Raw genomic sequence first — 16325 nt, 5'->3', positions numbered from 1 at the left:
AAGGTTTGTGCTTGACTTATATTTTTATAGTTTAAACTTTTTATTCCATCCAATTTATTTTAGTGGCTTGTGTTAATATCCTTTAAAATTTTCTCTAACTTTTCAATAGACACAATTCGCTCATTACACTTCTCGCTATCTAAACATATACTAAAGCCTATAGACTTATAAGTACCTTCTTTAGCATTAGGGGTCTTACAGGTAGAGGAAACAAAAGCTATTTCATTTTGACTACCTATATGATTGCAAAGGGCACACATATTAGTATTGTTGGAATTGTAATTTTGAATTCTGCATACCATACCTATAGGTTTATCATTCATATTGTAGATTATAAATAATTTTCTAGCTGATTCATCAATCCAACTTAAATACACCTTTTTTGAATCTTCCACTTTTAGATTTTGAAGTTTAAGATTCTTTTCTTTTTTAAACAATTTAATAATTTGTTCCTTTGTAATATTTGGCATTCCATATACATATTCATTTAAATCCTCTAAATACTTATCAATGTGTAGGGGATCAGTTATTTTACTAATATCAAGTATCTCTTTTTCTTCTTCAGATAAATTTGTAAAAATACATAGTATTTTATTATGGATATATGATTTAGTTGCTTCAATAACATTAATATCTATACAATCCCTAAAAGCATTGTTTAAGTCATGTAAGCATTTTTTTATATAATTATACTCATGTTTTTTTATAAAAGCTTTCATAAGCTTTAGCCCTCTTTTCTAAAATTTTATTTTTTACATAGTAATAGATAAAAGATGATTATTATTACTCCAACTGAAAGTAATAATAATCATCTTAATTTTAAATATAATATATACCTACAATTATTGTATTTATGATTATTTTAAATTGAAAATTATAACTTTCATTGAATATTACAATGAAATCATAACATGTTTTAAAATAAGTATTCAATCTAATAAATAATTCTGTATTGATTATGAGCATCGACCTTTTTCTTGAGCTATTATTCTTCTTATACTCTTTTCTGATAGGTAATATTCTTGAGTTAGTACATTAATAGTAGTTCCATTAATGTATTTTTTATAAATTTCACTATTTCTCGCCTTAAGGTTATTCTTTATACCACTTTTTTCTCCCCAGGACTTATGATTTTCATTTTTTCTGGGTATATAAAGATATTGCCCATCTACATATTTTTGTATTATTTCAAGGATTTCCTCTGGTAACACATCTTGTGCTTTTACATACTTCATTTTCTTACTCCTTTACTTTTATCATATTACTTAAAGCAAAGAATACTAAAAGCTATGTGTTACAGAACCTAAAACGTATAATGCATCTCAGCTAATTCAATCGTTTAGGCTCCAAACAAAGCATAGCTGACTTTTGTAGTCTCTGCAAGGAGCAAGTTGATTTACAGCTGAATGTATCATATATATTCATAAAAACACCTCCAATACGTCACCTTTAATTATACCACTTTTTAAGTGAGTGGTATTATTTTTGAAGTATACCATTTACAATAGCCAGTGGTATAGGTATAATAGTACTATATTTTGTAAAGACTAATATTGATAATTGTGTTGAAAGAGAAGAGTATATAGATATTGATTTAAAGCGAGTTAGGGAGGGTGCAAGCCTAGTATTTGATTCTATAGAAAGAAGCTCTGGAGCATAAACTGAAAGCTTTATTGTGTAGTAGGTTTAGGGGATTCTCCCCATATAGAGATAATAAGTGGATTAAGTTTACTTAATCAATTTAGGTGGTAACGCGGAAATAACTTTCGTCCTATGGTTTTGGGACGAAAGTTTTTTATATTTATACAGTTTTAGGAGGTAGGAAAATGAGTTTAGAAAAATTAGCTAATATAATATTTCCTAATGTTGATAAGACACCGAAGTATTATATTGAAAAATATCCAAAGAGAAATTTAAAAGAAGGTGCAAAGGTTACTAGATATGCGCCATCACCAACAGGGTTTCAACATATCGGAGGAGTATTTGCAGCTTTAATAAATGAAAGATTAGCAAGCCAAAGTGAAGGTGTTTTCTATTTAAGAATAGAGGATACAGACCAAAAAAGGGAAGTTCAAGGAGCAATTGAAGATACAATTCAAACAATGCATAACTTTGGAATGGATTTTAATGAAGGTATGACAGGGCAAGAAACTTTTAAGGGGGAATATGGTCCATATAGACAAAGTCAAAGAGCGGAAATATATAAGGCTTTTGCTAAAGATTTGCTTGCTAAGGGATTGGCCTACCCATGTTTCTGTACTCCTGAGGAATTAACAGCTTTAAGGGAAAAGCAAATAGCTGAAAAAATAACTCCAGGATATTATGGTGAATATGCAAAGTATAGAAATTTAACTCCAGAAGAAGCTATAGCTAAAATAGAAGCAGGCGAAGAGTATATTTTAAGATTAAAGTCACTAGGAAATATAGAAAATAGAGTTGAGTTTCATGATTTAATAAAAGGAGATATATCATTTCCAGAAAATAATCAAGATATTGTTATAATAAAAGGTGATGGATTACCAACATACCATTTTGCACATGCTGTAGATGATGCTTTAATGGGAACTACGCATGTTATAAGAGGAGAGGAATGGTTATCATCATTACCTATACATGTTCAACTATTTGAAACATTAGGTTTAGAAAGACCACAATATGCACATATTCCAACAATAATGAAAAATGATAATGGTTCAAAGAGAAAATTATCAAAGAGAAAAGATGCTGAAGCTGCTGTTTCTTATTATAAAGAAGTTGGATATCCGACGGTTTCAGTTATTGAATATTTATTAAATATCATAAACTCAACTTTTGAAGAGTGGAGAGAAGAAAACCCTACAACTGATTATCATGAATTCCCAGTAGATTTAGATAAAATGAGTAAATCAGGAGCTTTATTTGATATAGTAAAATTAAATGATGTAAGTAAAAATGTTATTTGCAAAATGAAAGCTGATGTAGTTTACGATAACTATGTAGCTTGGGCAAAAGAATTCGATGCAGAAATGTATGAATTAGTTACAAGTAATGAAAAAATCTCTAAAGAAATATTTAATATAGATAAAGAAGGACCAAAACCAAGAAAAGACTATGCTAAGTGGGATGAAGTAAAAGAAAAAATATTTTATTTCTTTGATGAATTATTCTACAGAGAAACTACTGAACAAGTTGAATTACCAAAGACATTAACATTAGAGGCAGCAAAAGAAATAATAAAAGTATACATGAATAAATACAATGTTAATGCTACTAGCCAAGAGGAATGGTTTGAAGATTTAAAAGCAATTGGCTTAGAGTTAGGATACTGTGCAAATAGAAAAGACTATAAAGCAAATCCAGACCAATATAAAGGTATGATTTCAGATGTTGCAGGTGCAGTAAGAGCAGCTTTATCACATAGAAGCAATACACCTGATATTTACACTATTATGAGTATATTAGGTCAAGATAAAGTAAAAGAAAGATTTGAAAAGTTCTTAGATATATAAGCTATAAAAGTAAAGGTGTCGAGTTTTTCTCGGCACTTTTTATAATATAAAAAACTCACTTAAAGTGGATATAATATAATGGTATAGTAGATTTGAAAGTTACATATCTAATTGGTATATAAATAAAAATTGATTAAAAGTATTGTATATAAACAATTTTCTTATAGAAAGGAGGGAATATCAATGAAATTTTTAAATAAATATATTAAAAAGTATTGGAAACCTTTTTGTCTTGCAGTGGTTTGTTTAACCATAGAAGCAATTTGCGACCTTATGCAACCAACTATAATGTCTAAGATAGTTGATATAGGGGTTCGGGGTAAAAACATGGACTTTGTATTACATATGGGAGCTATAATGCTTGGGATTACTGCATTGGGGGCTTTGGCTGCTGTAAGCCGTAATATTATATCAAGTAATGTATCACAAAGATTTGGTACAGAACTTAGGGTTGATCTTTTTAAGAAGATACAAAGGCTTTCTTTTGAGGATATAGATAAATATGATAAGGCATCTTTGGTAACTAGGCTAACTAATGATGTAACACAGGTACAAAACTTTGTTAATGGTCTTATGAGGATTTTTGTTAAGGCACCTATTTTATGCATAGGAAGCTTGATTATGGCTATAAGACTTAACTCTAAAATGTCCTTGATTTTTGTGGTGGTTATTCCTATAGTAGGTGTACTAATATTTATGAATATGAAGATTGGATATCCTTTTTTTATAAGGATTCAAAAGGCCATAGATAAAGTAAATGGTGTAATGAAGGAATATTTAGCAGGGGTTAGAGTTGTTAAGGCTTTTAATAGGTTTAATTATGAAACAGAACGTTTTCAAAAATCCAATGAAGAGTTAGCAAGAGTATCCACTAAGGCTATGCAGGTAATGGCTATATTTTCACCAGGTATTACTCTTACTGTTAATTTAGGTATAGTAGCAATTATTTGGATAGGTGGATTTAGAGTAAATAATGGAAGTATGCAAGTAGGGCAGATAATTGCATTTACAAATTATATGACTCAGATATTATTTTCATTAATGATGATATCCTTTGTCTTTACCATGCTTGTTAGAGCAAGAGCCTCTGCTGAGCGTATAGGGGAGATATTTTCAGAGGAGGATAATCTAAATCCTATGGAAAATGGATCTTATAATGATGATGTAAAAGGAAAAATAGATTTTGAAAATGTAAGTTTTTCTTATTCAGGTAACTTCGGGAGACCTGTTCTTAAGGATGTATCTTTTTCTTGCATATCAGGGGAGACTATTGGAATTATAGGCTCTACAGGTTCAGGCAAAAGTACTGTTGTCAATTTAATCACAGGTTTTTATCATGCTAATTCTGGAAATATAAAAATAAATAACATTGATGTTAAAAATATAAATACAAAAAACCTTAGAGATAAAATATCCATAGTTCCTCAAAAAATAGTTCTTTTTTCTGGAACAGTGGCAGATAATATAAGATGGGGTAGTGAAAATGCTACTTATGAAGAAATTGAAAAAGCATCTGAAGCTTCACAGGCACATGAATTTATTAAATCCTTACCTGAAGGATATGATACTGTTCTAGGGCAAGGAGGGGTAAATTTATCTGGTGGACAAAAGCAACGTATTTCTATTGCTAGGGCATTAGTTAAAAAACCAGAAATTCTTATATTAGATGATTGTACCAGTGCAATAGATGTAATCACTGAAGAAAAAATAAAAGAAGGGCTTAAAAAGTATTCTCATAATCTTACATGTATAATAATTGCTCAACGTATTACTTCCGTTATGCATGCTGATAAAATAATAGTATTTGATAATGGAGAAGTAGTTGGCATTGGCAAACATAGAGAACTTATGGAGAAGTGTAATGTTTATAAAGATATATTCCGGTCTCAAGTGGGAAAGGAGGTAAGATAGTATGGCAAATAAAAATCATAAGGAGATTCCAATGGCAATGCAAAGGGGTCCTGGTAGAATGGGAGGCTTTGGGGGACGTAGGTCTATGGGGCCAGTTGTAAAACCCAAGAATTTTAAAGACACTCTTTTAAGACTTTGGAAGTACTTTAAAGAAGAACAAAAGCTACTAATTATAATATTTATTTTTATTATAATTAGTTCTGGAATAGGTTTAGCAGTTCCCTATTTAATAGGGCGTTCAATAGATGCTATGTCATTAAAACAGGGTAAAGTAAATTTTACAATGCTAGGAATAATATCAGTAACCCTAATAGTTGCATACCTGGTTGATGGAATTATAAGCTTTTTTCAAGGGCGGATTATGGCTGGGGTTGCTCAGAGAATTGTTAAGAAGCTAAGAGATACTCTTTTTCAAAAGCTTCAAAGCCTTCCAATATCCTTTTTTGATCTTCGGGCAAATGGAGATATAATGAGTAGGCTTACTAATGATATTGAAAATGTAAGTAGTACGATTTCTCAATCTACAACTCAATTAATGTCAGGGATAATTGCTATAATAGGTTCTTTAATAATGATGCTTTCCTTAAGTTTACCTCTTACATTAGCTAGTATTGTAACTATACCTTTAGTATTTTTACTTACTAGGATTATAGCTAAAAAAACAAAGGTATTATTTAAGTCCCAACAAGAAGAGCTTGGCAGGCTAAATGGTCATATTGAAGAGACTATCTCGGGAATTTTTGTAGTTAAAGCCTTTAATCATGAAGATAAAGTTATTGAACAATTTAATGAGGTTAATAATAGACTTTGTAAAGTTGGGATAAAGGCTCAGATCTATTCAGGATTTCTTATGCCCCTTATGAATGTAATTAATAATATTGGATTTGCTGTAGTTGCAATTGTTGGTGGTACTCTTGCAGTAAAGGATATGATTACTATAGGCATAATAGCAAGTTTCTTAAGTTATTCTAGGCAATTTTCAAGACCACTTAATGACCTTGCAAATATTTTTAATACTTTGCAGTCTGCTGTAGCTGGAGCAGAAAGAGTCTTTGAAATTCTTGACGAGCCTGAAGAGGCGGAGAATAGTTTGAAAGCATTAGAATTAACTAATCCTAGAGGGGATGTAGCTTTTGAAAATGTATCTTTTGGTTATCGTGAGGATGTTCAAATACTTAAAAATATAAATTTTCACGCTAAAGCTGGCACAAATGTTGCCTTAGTTGGACCTACTGGAGCGGGGAAGACCACCATTGTAAATTTATTAGCAAGATTTTATGATGTATCTAGTGGAAGAATTTTAATAGATGGTATTGATATAAGAGAATATACAAGGGATAGTTTAAGGAAATGTTTTGGAATTGTACTTCAGGATACCTATCTTTTTTCTGGCACTATAAGGGAGAATATAAGATATGGTAGATTAGATGCCACGGACAAAGAAGTAGAGGAAGCAGCAATCATGGCAAATGCGGATATTTTTATTAGAAGAATGCCAGAAGGTTATGAAACAGTTCTTTCAGAAAGCGGCAATAATTTAAGTCAGGGGCAAAAACAACTTTTAGCTATAGCGAGGGCTATATTATCCAATCCATCCATATTGATTTTAGATGAAGCCACAAGTAGTGTGGATACCCGTACTGAACTTAACATACAAGAAGCAATGCTAAACCTAATGAAAGGGAGAACAAGTTTTATTATTGCTCATAGACTTAGCACTATTCGTGATGCAGATATAATAATGGTAATAGATAAGGGTGAAATAATTGAAAAAGGAAGTCATAGCAGTCTTATTGATAAAAAAGGAGTATATTGTAATATGTACTCCAATCAGTTAAAGCAATCTTATGATTTAGAAAATTAGAAGAAGTAAAGTTTATTTAGAAAAAGAAGTTAATAGAATCTTAAAAAGGATATTTGGAGATTATGTAACCATAAGAAAAGCTTTAATAGAATATAGATTCCTTGAAAGGAAAGATGGTTATAACAATTATTGGGCAAAAGAATAGTCATAATAAACAATATAGTAAGACAAAAGCATGGTGATGTATTTTATAAATTACTATGCTTTTTTATTTGTATTTAAAATTTAAAAGTGATTGTACTATGAATAATTTACTGAAATTAATTTTAGAGAAAACATATTTTTAACAGATTATATATGAAAACAAAAAAACTATTTGTATATTAACATGAAAATTAAATAATTATTAATTATATATAATATAATTTACAGCAATGTATTATTATGCTAGTATTTTAATAAAAGAAATTTGTTCTACAAATAAAAGATATTGTTAATTGTATTTTTAAAAATACTTAATAAAGAAATTTATCTATATTTGGATAAGTATTTAATTTGTATAGGAGGTAAAAATGAAAAAATTAATTTGCTTAATATTAGTAACAATAGTTTTATTCTTAGGAGGATGTGGAAAAGAGGAAGTTAAACAGAGCAATCTTGGTAAAGAGGAAAATCCTTTTAATATACAAGAAAATGAGAAGGTTGATTATAGCTTTGGCCATGGAGTTATAAATCCGGATCCAGAAAAAAGGGTTTTAACTTATAATGATAAGGATATTTCACTTATATATGAATTAAGCAATGAACAAAAGGAATGTTCTTTAGGAATTATGATTTTCCTTAATGGGGTTCTTCACCCATATAAGGCTGAAGGGGATAAAGAAACCACTGATATGAAGGTTTTTAAACTTGGAAAAAATGAAACGAAGCAAATTCCATTATCATTTAAACCAGTAGTAGGAAAGAAGGGAGACAAGCTTCCTGTTAATTTTGTGGTAATGCTAAATCCTGAAATCCAAAAATATAATAAAAATTTTAAGAATTTTGCACATAATCAAAATATTACTCAATTAATACCTTGGAAAATAGAATTTTTATCTGATACAAATAATAACTTGGAAGTTTCAGATATAAAAGATAATAAAGTAAAGATGGATAATGAGTTTAAGAGTAAGTTTATACAAAAAGATAGGAATGGGCAAGAAAGAAATAGGCTAGATAATATGAGTTTTTTATCTATTCTAGTAGAGGGTAAGAAATATAATAAGAGTACATTGGAAATTGAAAAAAGTTTAGATAAATTAAGTGTACAACTTTATGGAGGGAAGCCAGGAAAATATAGATTAATGGTATTTTTAGATAATGAGCCTATTCGTGTTAATGGAAAAAATCAACTTTTTGATGTAGATTTAGAAAAAGATAATATAACAAGTGTACCCTTAAGCCTTAATAAAGAACTTATTAAGGGAAAAAGTAACCTCTATGTTATGGCTGTACCAATAGGTGAACAAAATATTGAATACAGAGATTTATTAAAAACAGACAGTTTAGTAATCTATTAAATATAATGATGTAGGTGATGTAATGAAGAAAAAGTTAAGTATACTAGTAATCATTTTAAGTGTTTCGCTAATTATAATTATGGCTAAAATTTATTCTAATAAAAGTCATATTACAAATGTTCAAAACAATGCTAAGTCCAATGAAGAACGTAAAAATAATAGTGAGGATATAAACAGTTTCCAAGATTATATAAAAGTAAATTCAATTATTATAGATTATATTAATTTTAATAGAGGAATTAATAGTACAGAGGGTTATGTAGCATACAGCAAAGGAAAAGAAAGAACTCCTTATATTATGATATACGATTTTAAAACTAATAAAGTAATAAAAGAAATAAAGATAAATAAGGTGGAAGGTCAAAGATTTTATGCTACGGAAGATGGTATATGTAGAATAATTACAGGTGCTGACAATAAGAGTAAGGTATATGATAATAAGTTAAACTTTATTAAAAATGTAGATTTATCAAAAATAACAAATATAGACGGCTTTAGAGAAGGTATTATATCAAATGACTTTAAAACCATAGGGTTTATTGAAAATGATATTAAATATAGCTATTTATATACAAGCGATGCTGATTATTCTAACAAAAATTGTATTTTAAAGATTAAAAATAGTGTAGATAAGCCGTACGATTTAGGGGGTATTACTGATTTAGGTTTTAATGATTCAAAGGATAAAATTGTGTTTTTAGGGTATACATATCCACAAACAGGTTATGATGTTGAAAGTGTACAATGTTTTGGATCAATAGATTTAAATACAAAAAAAATAATAAAGTATACTGGAAATAAAGTTGAAATTCAATTATCAACGAAAAATATGTTAGTATCCGATATGGATGTAGAATATAAAAAACTATCTAGTGGAAAAGTTAACATAGTAGATTTTAAGGGAAAAAAGACAGAGTATACACTAAAGGACAATAATGAAAGCGAAAATGCTTTTATATCTAGGGGTGGTAAATATATAGTTACCTTTTATCAAGTAGATAAAAGTAAGACTAAAGACTATCCTGTTATTATCAGAGTTTATGATGTTGAAACTAAAAAAATGATTAAAGAAATAAACACTACATTTAATGGAAATTATATAAATAATAGTTTAAATAATAAGGATTCAATTGCTATAAATGAAAACTTAAAAAAGATTTATATAAATTATTGGGATGAGAAGAAACAAAGTATTTACGACTATAGTTTTAACTAGAAAGCTTAGTGGAGGAGCAATTCATGAATTTAAGCATAAATAATCTTCAAAAAAGTTTTAAAAGCAAAAAAGCATTAAATAATTTTACGAGTTATTTAAGTAGCGGTGTTTATGGGCTTTTAGGTCCCAATGGCTCTGGTAAAACCACGTTTATAAGTATTTTGGTGGGAATATTAAAAGAAGATTCAGGTTCTATTTTATATGATGGAAAAAATGTAAAAGAATTAGGACTAAATTATATTGAGAAGATAGGATATTTGCCACAGTATCCTATCTTTTATAAAAACTTTAAGGCATATGAATTTTTAGAGTATATGTGTGAATTAAAGGATGTACCTGTAAATAAAAGAAAAGAAAGAATAGAATCATTACTAAAAACTGTAAATCTATGGGAAGATAAAAACAACAAGATTAGCTCATTTTCAGGAGGGATGAGACAACGTTTGGGGATTGCCCAAGCTATGTTAAATAATCCTGAAATATTGATTCTTGATGAACCTACAGCAGGATTGGATCCTAAGGAAAGAATTAGATTTAGAAATCTTATTTCTAAATTTTCAAAGGATCGAATAGTTATATTATCTACACATATAGTATCTGATGTTGAATATATAGCAAAAGAAGTGATTTTACTAAAAGATGGACATATGATTAAGCAAAAAACTCCTATGGGATTAATTAAAGAGTTAGAAAATCATGTTTGGCTAGTTACTATAGATGAAGATAGAATGGAAGAATATATAGAAAGGTACAGTATATCCAATGTAGTAAGAGAAAATGATTTATATAAATTAAGGATTATTAGCTCTGATAAGCCTTCAAAAAATGCAGAAAGCACAAAACCAAATCTAGAAGATGTTTTTATGTATTATTTTGAAGGGGGCGGGGAGTTTTGAATTTAATAAAGTATGAACTAAAAAAGATTATATTTAAAAAGTATATAGTTATAGCTTTAATTCTTTTTATAATATCAAATATCATTAAAATAAATGTGGACTATAGGAAAATTAATATGCCTAATGATAACTTTAATAAGGCATACTGGAAGGTACACGAAAAAGTACAAGGAGAGTTAAATAATGAGAAAATAAGTTTTGTTATAAATAATTATAAGAAAGCCTTAAAAATTGTGGAAAGTGGTAATTTTGAAACTAAGAAGGAAGATCCAAATACTTATACAGGATATATTTATGGGGATATGAATTTGTTTAAAAAAGTATATGATTCTATGGACTATTGCTATAATTATAATAAAAATATGGAGGATTATATAAAATTTGCTGAAGGAAATATAGAGTTTTTTAAAGAAAAATCTAATACATATGAGGCTTTAAAAAATAAAAATATAAAAGCCACTTATTCTAATAGGAAAATAAGCAGTTTTTATGATACGGATGGCTTTTATAATTATTTTACCTATGATTTTTCTTCATTATTAATTTTAATGCTCATTATATTGGGGATTTCTCCGGTGTTTTCAAAGGAAAAAGAGTGTGAAATGGATCTTTTAATTAAAACTAGCAAGAAGGGCAAATTTAAAATTATTAATGCAAAAGTAGTAGCAAGTTTTATATATGTTATTCTAATTAATTTAATATTTTTTTTAACAGATATAATAACTTTTTCTGCTACTTTTAAGTTATTTGGGTTTTCAAATAAGTTATACAGTATAAAAGAGTTTATTTTCACACCATTAAATATAAGTATATTAAACTACTTTATATTATATATGATTTTAAAAATCGTAGGTTTTCTTACTATAACTATGCTGATATTAGTTCTTTCCAGTTTATCTTCCAAGTCATATCTAACTTTCATTTTTTCAGCTACTAGTATTATAGTGCTTATATTCTCTAGTTATAATTATAATAATACATTTTTAAATAGTTTAAATCCAATTTTTATGCTAGTAAATAGAAATTTGTTTTTAAACTATGAGGTTATAAGAATATTTAATCATCCTATATTAACAGGAATGGCTTATACAGTTGTAAATATAGCTTTAATATTAATATCTATATTAGTAGTAAATAATATTTATAGTAATAATATATGGATAAATGTAAACTTTTCAAGACTTAATAGGAAAGAGGTAATAGAAAGTGAGATTATTTAAGTTTGAAATAAATAAATTATTAATAAAACAAAAGGCACTTCCTATTATAATTTTTTTTCTTTTAATTAAGATAATGTTTTTGTATTTAAGTCCCTTAAAAAAAGATTTAATGATTGAAAGAAATAAACAAAATTATATCTATTATATTAATATATTAAGTGGTAACCTAACAGAAAAAAAAGAGAGCTATATAAAAGAAGAAGAAAAAAGAATAGAGGATGCAAAAAATTCTATAAATATTTTAAACTCTAATTTAGAGAAGTCAAAAATTAATGAAGAAGAGTATATAGCAAAAAGCAAAGAATATACAAAAGTTTTAGATAGAGAAAAAGCTTTTAAGATAATATTAAGTGAACTTAAGTATGTAGGAAACCATAAAGAAAATAGGTGCTTTTTATATAAAACAGGATGGAATGAACTTATAGCTAAAGAAAATATAGATATAATTGCTATAGTACTGCTCCTAACTATGGTTGTTCCTTTTTTTGCTAATGAATATGAGAAAGAGATGAATCTTATAATAATTCCATCCAAAAAGGGTAGTAGAGAAGCAGTAATAATTAAAATAATAATTTCTATACTAATGGTTATAGCAATAAGTTCTTTGTTTGCATTTACGGAATATACTTTCTATAACATAAAGTACGGGCTACAAGGAGCAAATTATCCATTGCAAAGTCTTGAGTTTTTTCAAAATTCCACTAGAGATATATCCATATTAGAGACTTTTATTTTAATTAATATAATAAAGACTATAGGGTATATTTTATTAGTTTTAATTTCTATATTATTGTCTATTGAAGTAAAAAACAGTTTGCCAGCTATTTTTTTTAGTGCTTGCACTGTATGTATACCGTATTTTATTTTTAAAACTGGGGAATTAAAATATAAATTGCCTGGTCCTTTAGGGGAAATTATAGCTACTGGATTTTTTATGGGAGATATTATGAGTGAGAATAAATTAATTTTTAAAAGCCTAACCTTGATACAATGCATGACCATATTGGGAGGAGCTATATTATTGATAATTATAATATTTGTACTAATTTTAAGAGCTTATTCAAATTTAAAAGTTATTAATAAAAGGCATAATAGAGGTGCAAGTATATGAAAAAATGGACTTGTATAGTTTGTATGATATTTACCTTTGTTTTGGTTGGATTTTTAAAGCTAAATAGCTTTCAATTGCAAGGAGAAATAATGCAAATTTATAATGGGGTATTAGAAACGTTTTATGTAGACTGTGGGCAATACGTTTTATCAAGGAAGGATACTCCACAAGTTATTTCAAAGAAAGATAATAAAGCTAGTAGATTAATAAGGAATCCATTTTTAAAATTTGATACAAATCATAACAATAATAATATTAGGTATTCTAGTGCGTATTTTGATAAGGGAAATATCTATGTTTTAGAGGAGAACAATTCAAGCCTTAGTATAAAAGAAGTAAATTTAAAATCACTTTCTGAAAGTGTAGTATATAAAGAAGGTATATCCAATGATATAAAAGGGTTTTTAGACTTAAATAATGCTCAAGAAAAACCTTTAGATATTGAACAACAAGGTTTAAATAATATAAAAGAATTTTTTATTATTGATAATAATATATTTTTAGTTAAAGAAAATAAAATCACAGTATATAATATAAAAAACAAAAAATCAAAAGAAATTTTAAAAGATGAAGAGATAATGGACAACAATATTTCTTGTGATGGTAAGGATATTTATTTTATAAATAAAGATTATTATATTATAAAGTATTCATTAAAAGATAAAAATTTTAAAAAGATATCAGAACAAAGAGCTAAGAAGTTATTGCTAACAAGTGATGGGATACTTTATACATCTTTAAATAAAAATCATTTGTATTATATAGATAGAAAAGGTGGAAATAAAAAAGAAATTACTAACAAAGGTGTTTTTACATTCAATTATGATAAGGAATATATTTATTATAGTAATAGCGAGGATAATAAGGCATTATATAGGGTTAAATATGATGGAAGTGATAATAAAAAGCTTACTAAGAATCCAGCATATTTCATATATACATTTTCTAATTATAATGAAATCTACTTTATGTCTGATGAGGATGATAAATCCACTGGGGAATATGTTAGTTTTTATTCTATAGATAAAGATGGACGTGATTTTAAAAAACTTAATTATGATTAATAACAATAAAATAGTGAATTTATACAAAGAAAGTTCTTAGCTTTAGGGGCATCTTTAAATATAGAGTAATTATTAACTATATTTAAGGACTTTCTCTTTTATCCGATGAGCTTATATACTCTAATACTCCCATCGCGCACTCTGTGGAAATTATTCTTACCAAATCGAAGATTGGACTATCTGCTTTTCTTCAAGGTGAGAAAAGGTGGCTACAGCTTTTGATAACAATTTTCCATAAAGGATAACGACTTCTAAGTAGTAAAACTCCTAAGAATTTTGTTAATAAGCTTAAGAGGAAGTAAAAACTTCCTCTTAAGCCAAGAATTCTGTTTATGCCATAATTAATAAAAATATAAGATTAATTACATATTGCCCATAAGCATAAATTATAATATAGTATAGAATGAACACTATATTATAACAAAATAAATTAAATTTATTTTGTTATAAGTGTTAATAATCTTTAAAAATTTACTATAATATATAGAGAGAGTAAAGTTCCATAATGAAAAGAGAAAATATTAATTTAATAATATAGAATGGGAGATTAGTTATGGTGAAAACACAAAAAAAAGCACATAAAAATCTTGTTAAGGGAACAGGTATTTCTTTTTTTATTTTACTTCTTGTATATTTAGGAATGTCAGTTTATTTTAGAAATCATTTTTATTTTGGTACTGTAATTAACAATACCAATGTTTCTGGAAAAACTGTTGATGAGGTGAATAAAAAAATAGGAGCTGATATTACTTCTTATGTTTTAGAACTAGAAGGAAGAAGTAATATAAAAGAAAAAATTGCTGCATCTGATATTGACCTCAAGTACAATCCAAAAGGCAAGATTAAGGAATTAAAAGATAGTCAAAATCCATTTAAATGGGTATTTGGGCCATTTAATAAAAAAAATTATACTGTATCTGAAATAGTTTCTTATAATGAAGAGAAACTAAAAAAGAGCATGGATAAATTAGCTTACTTTAACAACAAAAATGTAGTTCAGCCAAAAGATGCGACCTTAAAATATAAAAGCAATGGCTATGAAATTGTAAATGAGATTTATGGAAGCAAAGTAAATAAGGATAAGTTGTACAGCAAGGTTAAAAATGCAATTATAAGTAGAGAAAAAACAGTAAATTTAGAATCTAGTGATTGTTATGAAAATCCTAAGTATACCTCAAAGTCAAAGGAAGTTATGGAGGCTAAGAAAGTACTTGATAAATATGTATCCTCAAAAATTACTTATGATGCTGAAGGTAAGGTAAAAGTCTTAGATGGATCTACCATAAATAATTGGCTTGAAGTTGACAAGGATTTAAAGGTAAAAATTAATGAAGAGAAAGTTAGGAACTATGTAGTTACGACACTAGGACCAACCTACAACACTATTGGAAGAAGCAGAAATTTTAACACATCTACAGGGAAAACTGTAAGGGTTAATGGTGGTAATTATGGTTGGATAATCAATAGGGCTGAAGAAGTTAAGGACATAATATCAAGCATACAAAATGGACAAACTATATCTAAGCAGCCTAAATATATACAAACAGCAGTTTCTCATGATGATAACAATATTGGTAATACCTATGTTGAAATTAATTTAACAAAGCAACATATGTGGTTTTATAAAAATGGAGCTCTTGTAGTTGAAGGGGATATTGTTACTGGTAATGTAAGCAATAATAATGATACACCAGAAGGAACTTATATATTAAATTATAAAGAAAGAAATGCCACATTAAAGGGAGAAAACTATAGTACAAAGGTTAGCTTTTGGATGCCTTTTAATGGTGGTATCGGTATTCATGATGCAACTTGGAGAAAGAAATTTGGTGAAAATATCTATAGAAATGATGGTTCCCATGGTTGTGTAAATTCACCACCTTATTTGGCAGAAGCAATATTTAATAATATTAAACCTGGAACTCCTATTGTTTGCTATTTTGAGTAATCTAACAATAGGGTATTGGGAATAACCTGAAAAAATTCCTCACAAAACAATGTATTATTTGTGAGGAATTTTTATTAATTAATTTTTAATTGAAAATGATAATAA

At 27.7% G+C, this 16325-nt stretch carries 12 protein-coding genes, 1 pseudogene and 1 other annotated feature; of the genes and pseudogenes, 11 read left to right on the top strand and 2 right to left on the bottom strand.

The features are described from left to right. Window positions 1-59: 59 nt before the first annotated feature. Both FNZ64_RS04215 and FNZ64_RS04210 read right to left on the bottom strand, forming a co-directional pair. Window positions 60-719: a FusB/FusC family EF-G-binding protein gene (locus tag FNZ64_RS04215; protein WP_142413600.1), complete on the bottom strand. Its 660-nt coding sequence runs from the start codon at window positions 717-719 to the stop codon at window positions 60-62. Window positions 720-956: 237 nt separating this feature from the next. Continuing rightward, window positions 957-1235 (bottom strand): CD3324 family protein, encoded by a 279-nt coding sequence (locus FNZ64_RS04210; RefSeq protein ID WP_142413599.1) that lies wholly within the window; start codon window positions 1233-1235, stop codon window positions 957-959. Between the two features lie 321 nt (window positions 1236-1556). Further along, window positions 1557-1777: a binding site (T-box leader), on the top strand. 49 nt (window positions 1778-1826) lie between these two features. Here FNZ64_RS04210 and gltX point away from each other — a divergent pair. From gltX to FNZ64_RS04155, 11 genes and pseudogenes are all read left to right on the top strand, one after another. After that, window positions 1827-3488: a glutamate--tRNA ligase gene (gene gltX / locus FNZ64_RS04205; RefSeq protein ID WP_142413598.1), complete on the top strand. Its 1662-nt coding sequence runs from the start codon at window positions 1827-1829 to the stop codon at window positions 3486-3488. A 183-nt stretch (window positions 3489-3671) separates the two neighbouring features. Next, on the top strand, window positions 3672-5399 hold the full coding sequence (locus FNZ64_RS04200; protein ID WP_142413597.1) for an ABC transporter ATP-binding protein: 1728 nt from the start codon (window positions 3672-3674) through the stop codon (window positions 5397-5399). 1 nt (window position 5400) lies between these two features. Further along, entirely contained in the window at window positions 5401-7263 is a 1863-nt protein-coding gene (locus FNZ64_RS04195) for an ABC transporter ATP-binding protein (protein WP_207705505.1), read from the top strand. A 1-nt stretch (window position 7264) separates the two neighbouring features. Beyond that, window positions 7265-7408 (top strand): annotated as a pseudogene (locus tag FNZ64_RS04190) (DUF2087 domain-containing protein); the annotation flags it as partial. A gap of 367 nt (window positions 7409-7775) precedes the next feature. Next, on the top strand, window positions 7776-8765 hold the full coding sequence (locus FNZ64_RS04185) for a hypothetical protein (RefSeq protein WP_142413596.1): 990 nt from the start codon (window positions 7776-7778) through the stop codon (window positions 8763-8765). A 79-nt stretch (window positions 8766-8844) separates the two neighbouring features. Beyond that, window positions 8845-9981: a hypothetical protein gene (locus FNZ64_RS04180; protein WP_142413595.1), complete on the top strand. Its 1137-nt coding sequence runs from the start codon at window positions 8845-8847 to the stop codon at window positions 9979-9981. Window positions 9982-10004: 23 nt separating this feature from the next. Continuing rightward, window positions 10005-10877: an ABC transporter ATP-binding protein gene (locus FNZ64_RS04175; protein WP_142413594.1), complete on the top strand. Its 873-nt coding sequence runs from the start codon at window positions 10005-10007 to the stop codon at window positions 10875-10877. Next, window positions 10874-12097, top strand: a complete 1224-nt coding sequence (locus FNZ64_RS04170; protein WP_142413593.1) for an ABC transporter permease — start codon at window positions 10874-10876, stop codon at window positions 12095-12097. The genes FNZ64_RS04175 and FNZ64_RS04170 overlap by 4 nt, the downstream gene beginning before the upstream one ends. Continuing rightward, window positions 12084-13208, top strand: coding sequence for a hypothetical protein (locus FNZ64_RS04165; protein WP_142413592.1), 1125 nt, complete (start codon window positions 12084-12086; stop codon window positions 13206-13208). The genes FNZ64_RS04170 and FNZ64_RS04165 overlap by 14 nt, the downstream gene beginning before the upstream one ends. Further along, the gene (locus FNZ64_RS04160; protein ID WP_142413591.1) at window positions 13205-14272 is read left to right on the top strand and encodes a DUF5050 domain-containing protein; all 1068 of its coding nucleotides are present in this window, start codon (window positions 13205-13207) and stop codon (window positions 14270-14272) included. Before FNZ64_RS04165 ends, FNZ64_RS04160 begins: the two co-directional genes overlap by 4 nt. A 553-nt stretch (window positions 14273-14825) precedes the next feature. Then, on the top strand, window positions 14826-16220 hold the full coding sequence (locus FNZ64_RS04155) for a L,D-transpeptidase family protein (protein ID WP_142413590.1): 1395 nt from the start codon (window positions 14826-14828) through the stop codon (window positions 16218-16220). Window positions 16221-16325: the final 105 nt, after the last annotated feature.

The organism is Hathewaya massiliensis (genome assembly GCF_902143515.1).
Classification (GTDB): Bacteria; Bacillota; Clostridia; order Clostridiales; family Clostridiaceae; genus Hathewaya; species Hathewaya massiliensis.
Note: the sequence above shows the minus strand (reverse complement) of the source record. Positions and strands in the feature narration are given on the sequence as shown.

Bases quoted from the DNA above. Each gene is read 5' to 3' on its own strand.
- FNZ64_RS04160 (WP_142413591.1), top strand. From the start codon at position 13,205: ATGAAAAAATGGACTTGTATAGTTTGTATGATATTTACCTTTGTTTTG.
- gltX (WP_142413598.1), top strand. From the start codon at position 1,827: ATGAGTTTAGAAAAATTAGCTAATATAATATTTCCTAATGTTGATAAG.
- FNZ64_RS04210 (WP_142413599.1), bottom strand. From the start codon at position 1,235: ATGAAGTATGTAAAAGCACAAGATGTGTTACCAGAGGAAATCCTTGAA.
- FNZ64_RS04175 (WP_142413594.1), top strand. From the start codon at position 10,005: ATGAATTTAAGCATAAATAATCTTCAAAAAAGTTTTAAAAGCAAAAAA.
- FNZ64_RS04215 (WP_142413600.1), bottom strand. From the start codon at position 719: ATGAAAGCTTTTATAAAAAAACATGAGTATAATTATATAAAAAAATGC.
- FNZ64_RS04185 (WP_142413596.1), top strand. From the start codon at position 7,776: ATGAAAAAATTAATTTGCTTAATATTAGTAACAATAGTTTTATTCTTA.
- FNZ64_RS04180 (WP_142413595.1), top strand. From the start codon at position 8,845: ATGGCTAAAATTTATTCTAATAAAAGTCATATTACAAATGTTCAAAAC.
- FNZ64_RS04155 (WP_142413590.1), top strand. From the start codon at position 14,826: ATGGTGAAAACACAAAAAAAAGCACATAAAAATCTTGTTAAGGGAACA.
- FNZ64_RS04200 (WP_142413597.1), top strand. From the start codon at position 3,672: ATGAAATTTTTAAATAAATATATTAAAAAGTATTGGAAACCTTTTTGT.
- FNZ64_RS04195 (WP_207705505.1), top strand. From the start codon at position 5,401: ATGGCAAATAAAAATCATAAGGAGATTCCAATGGCAATGCAAAGGGGT.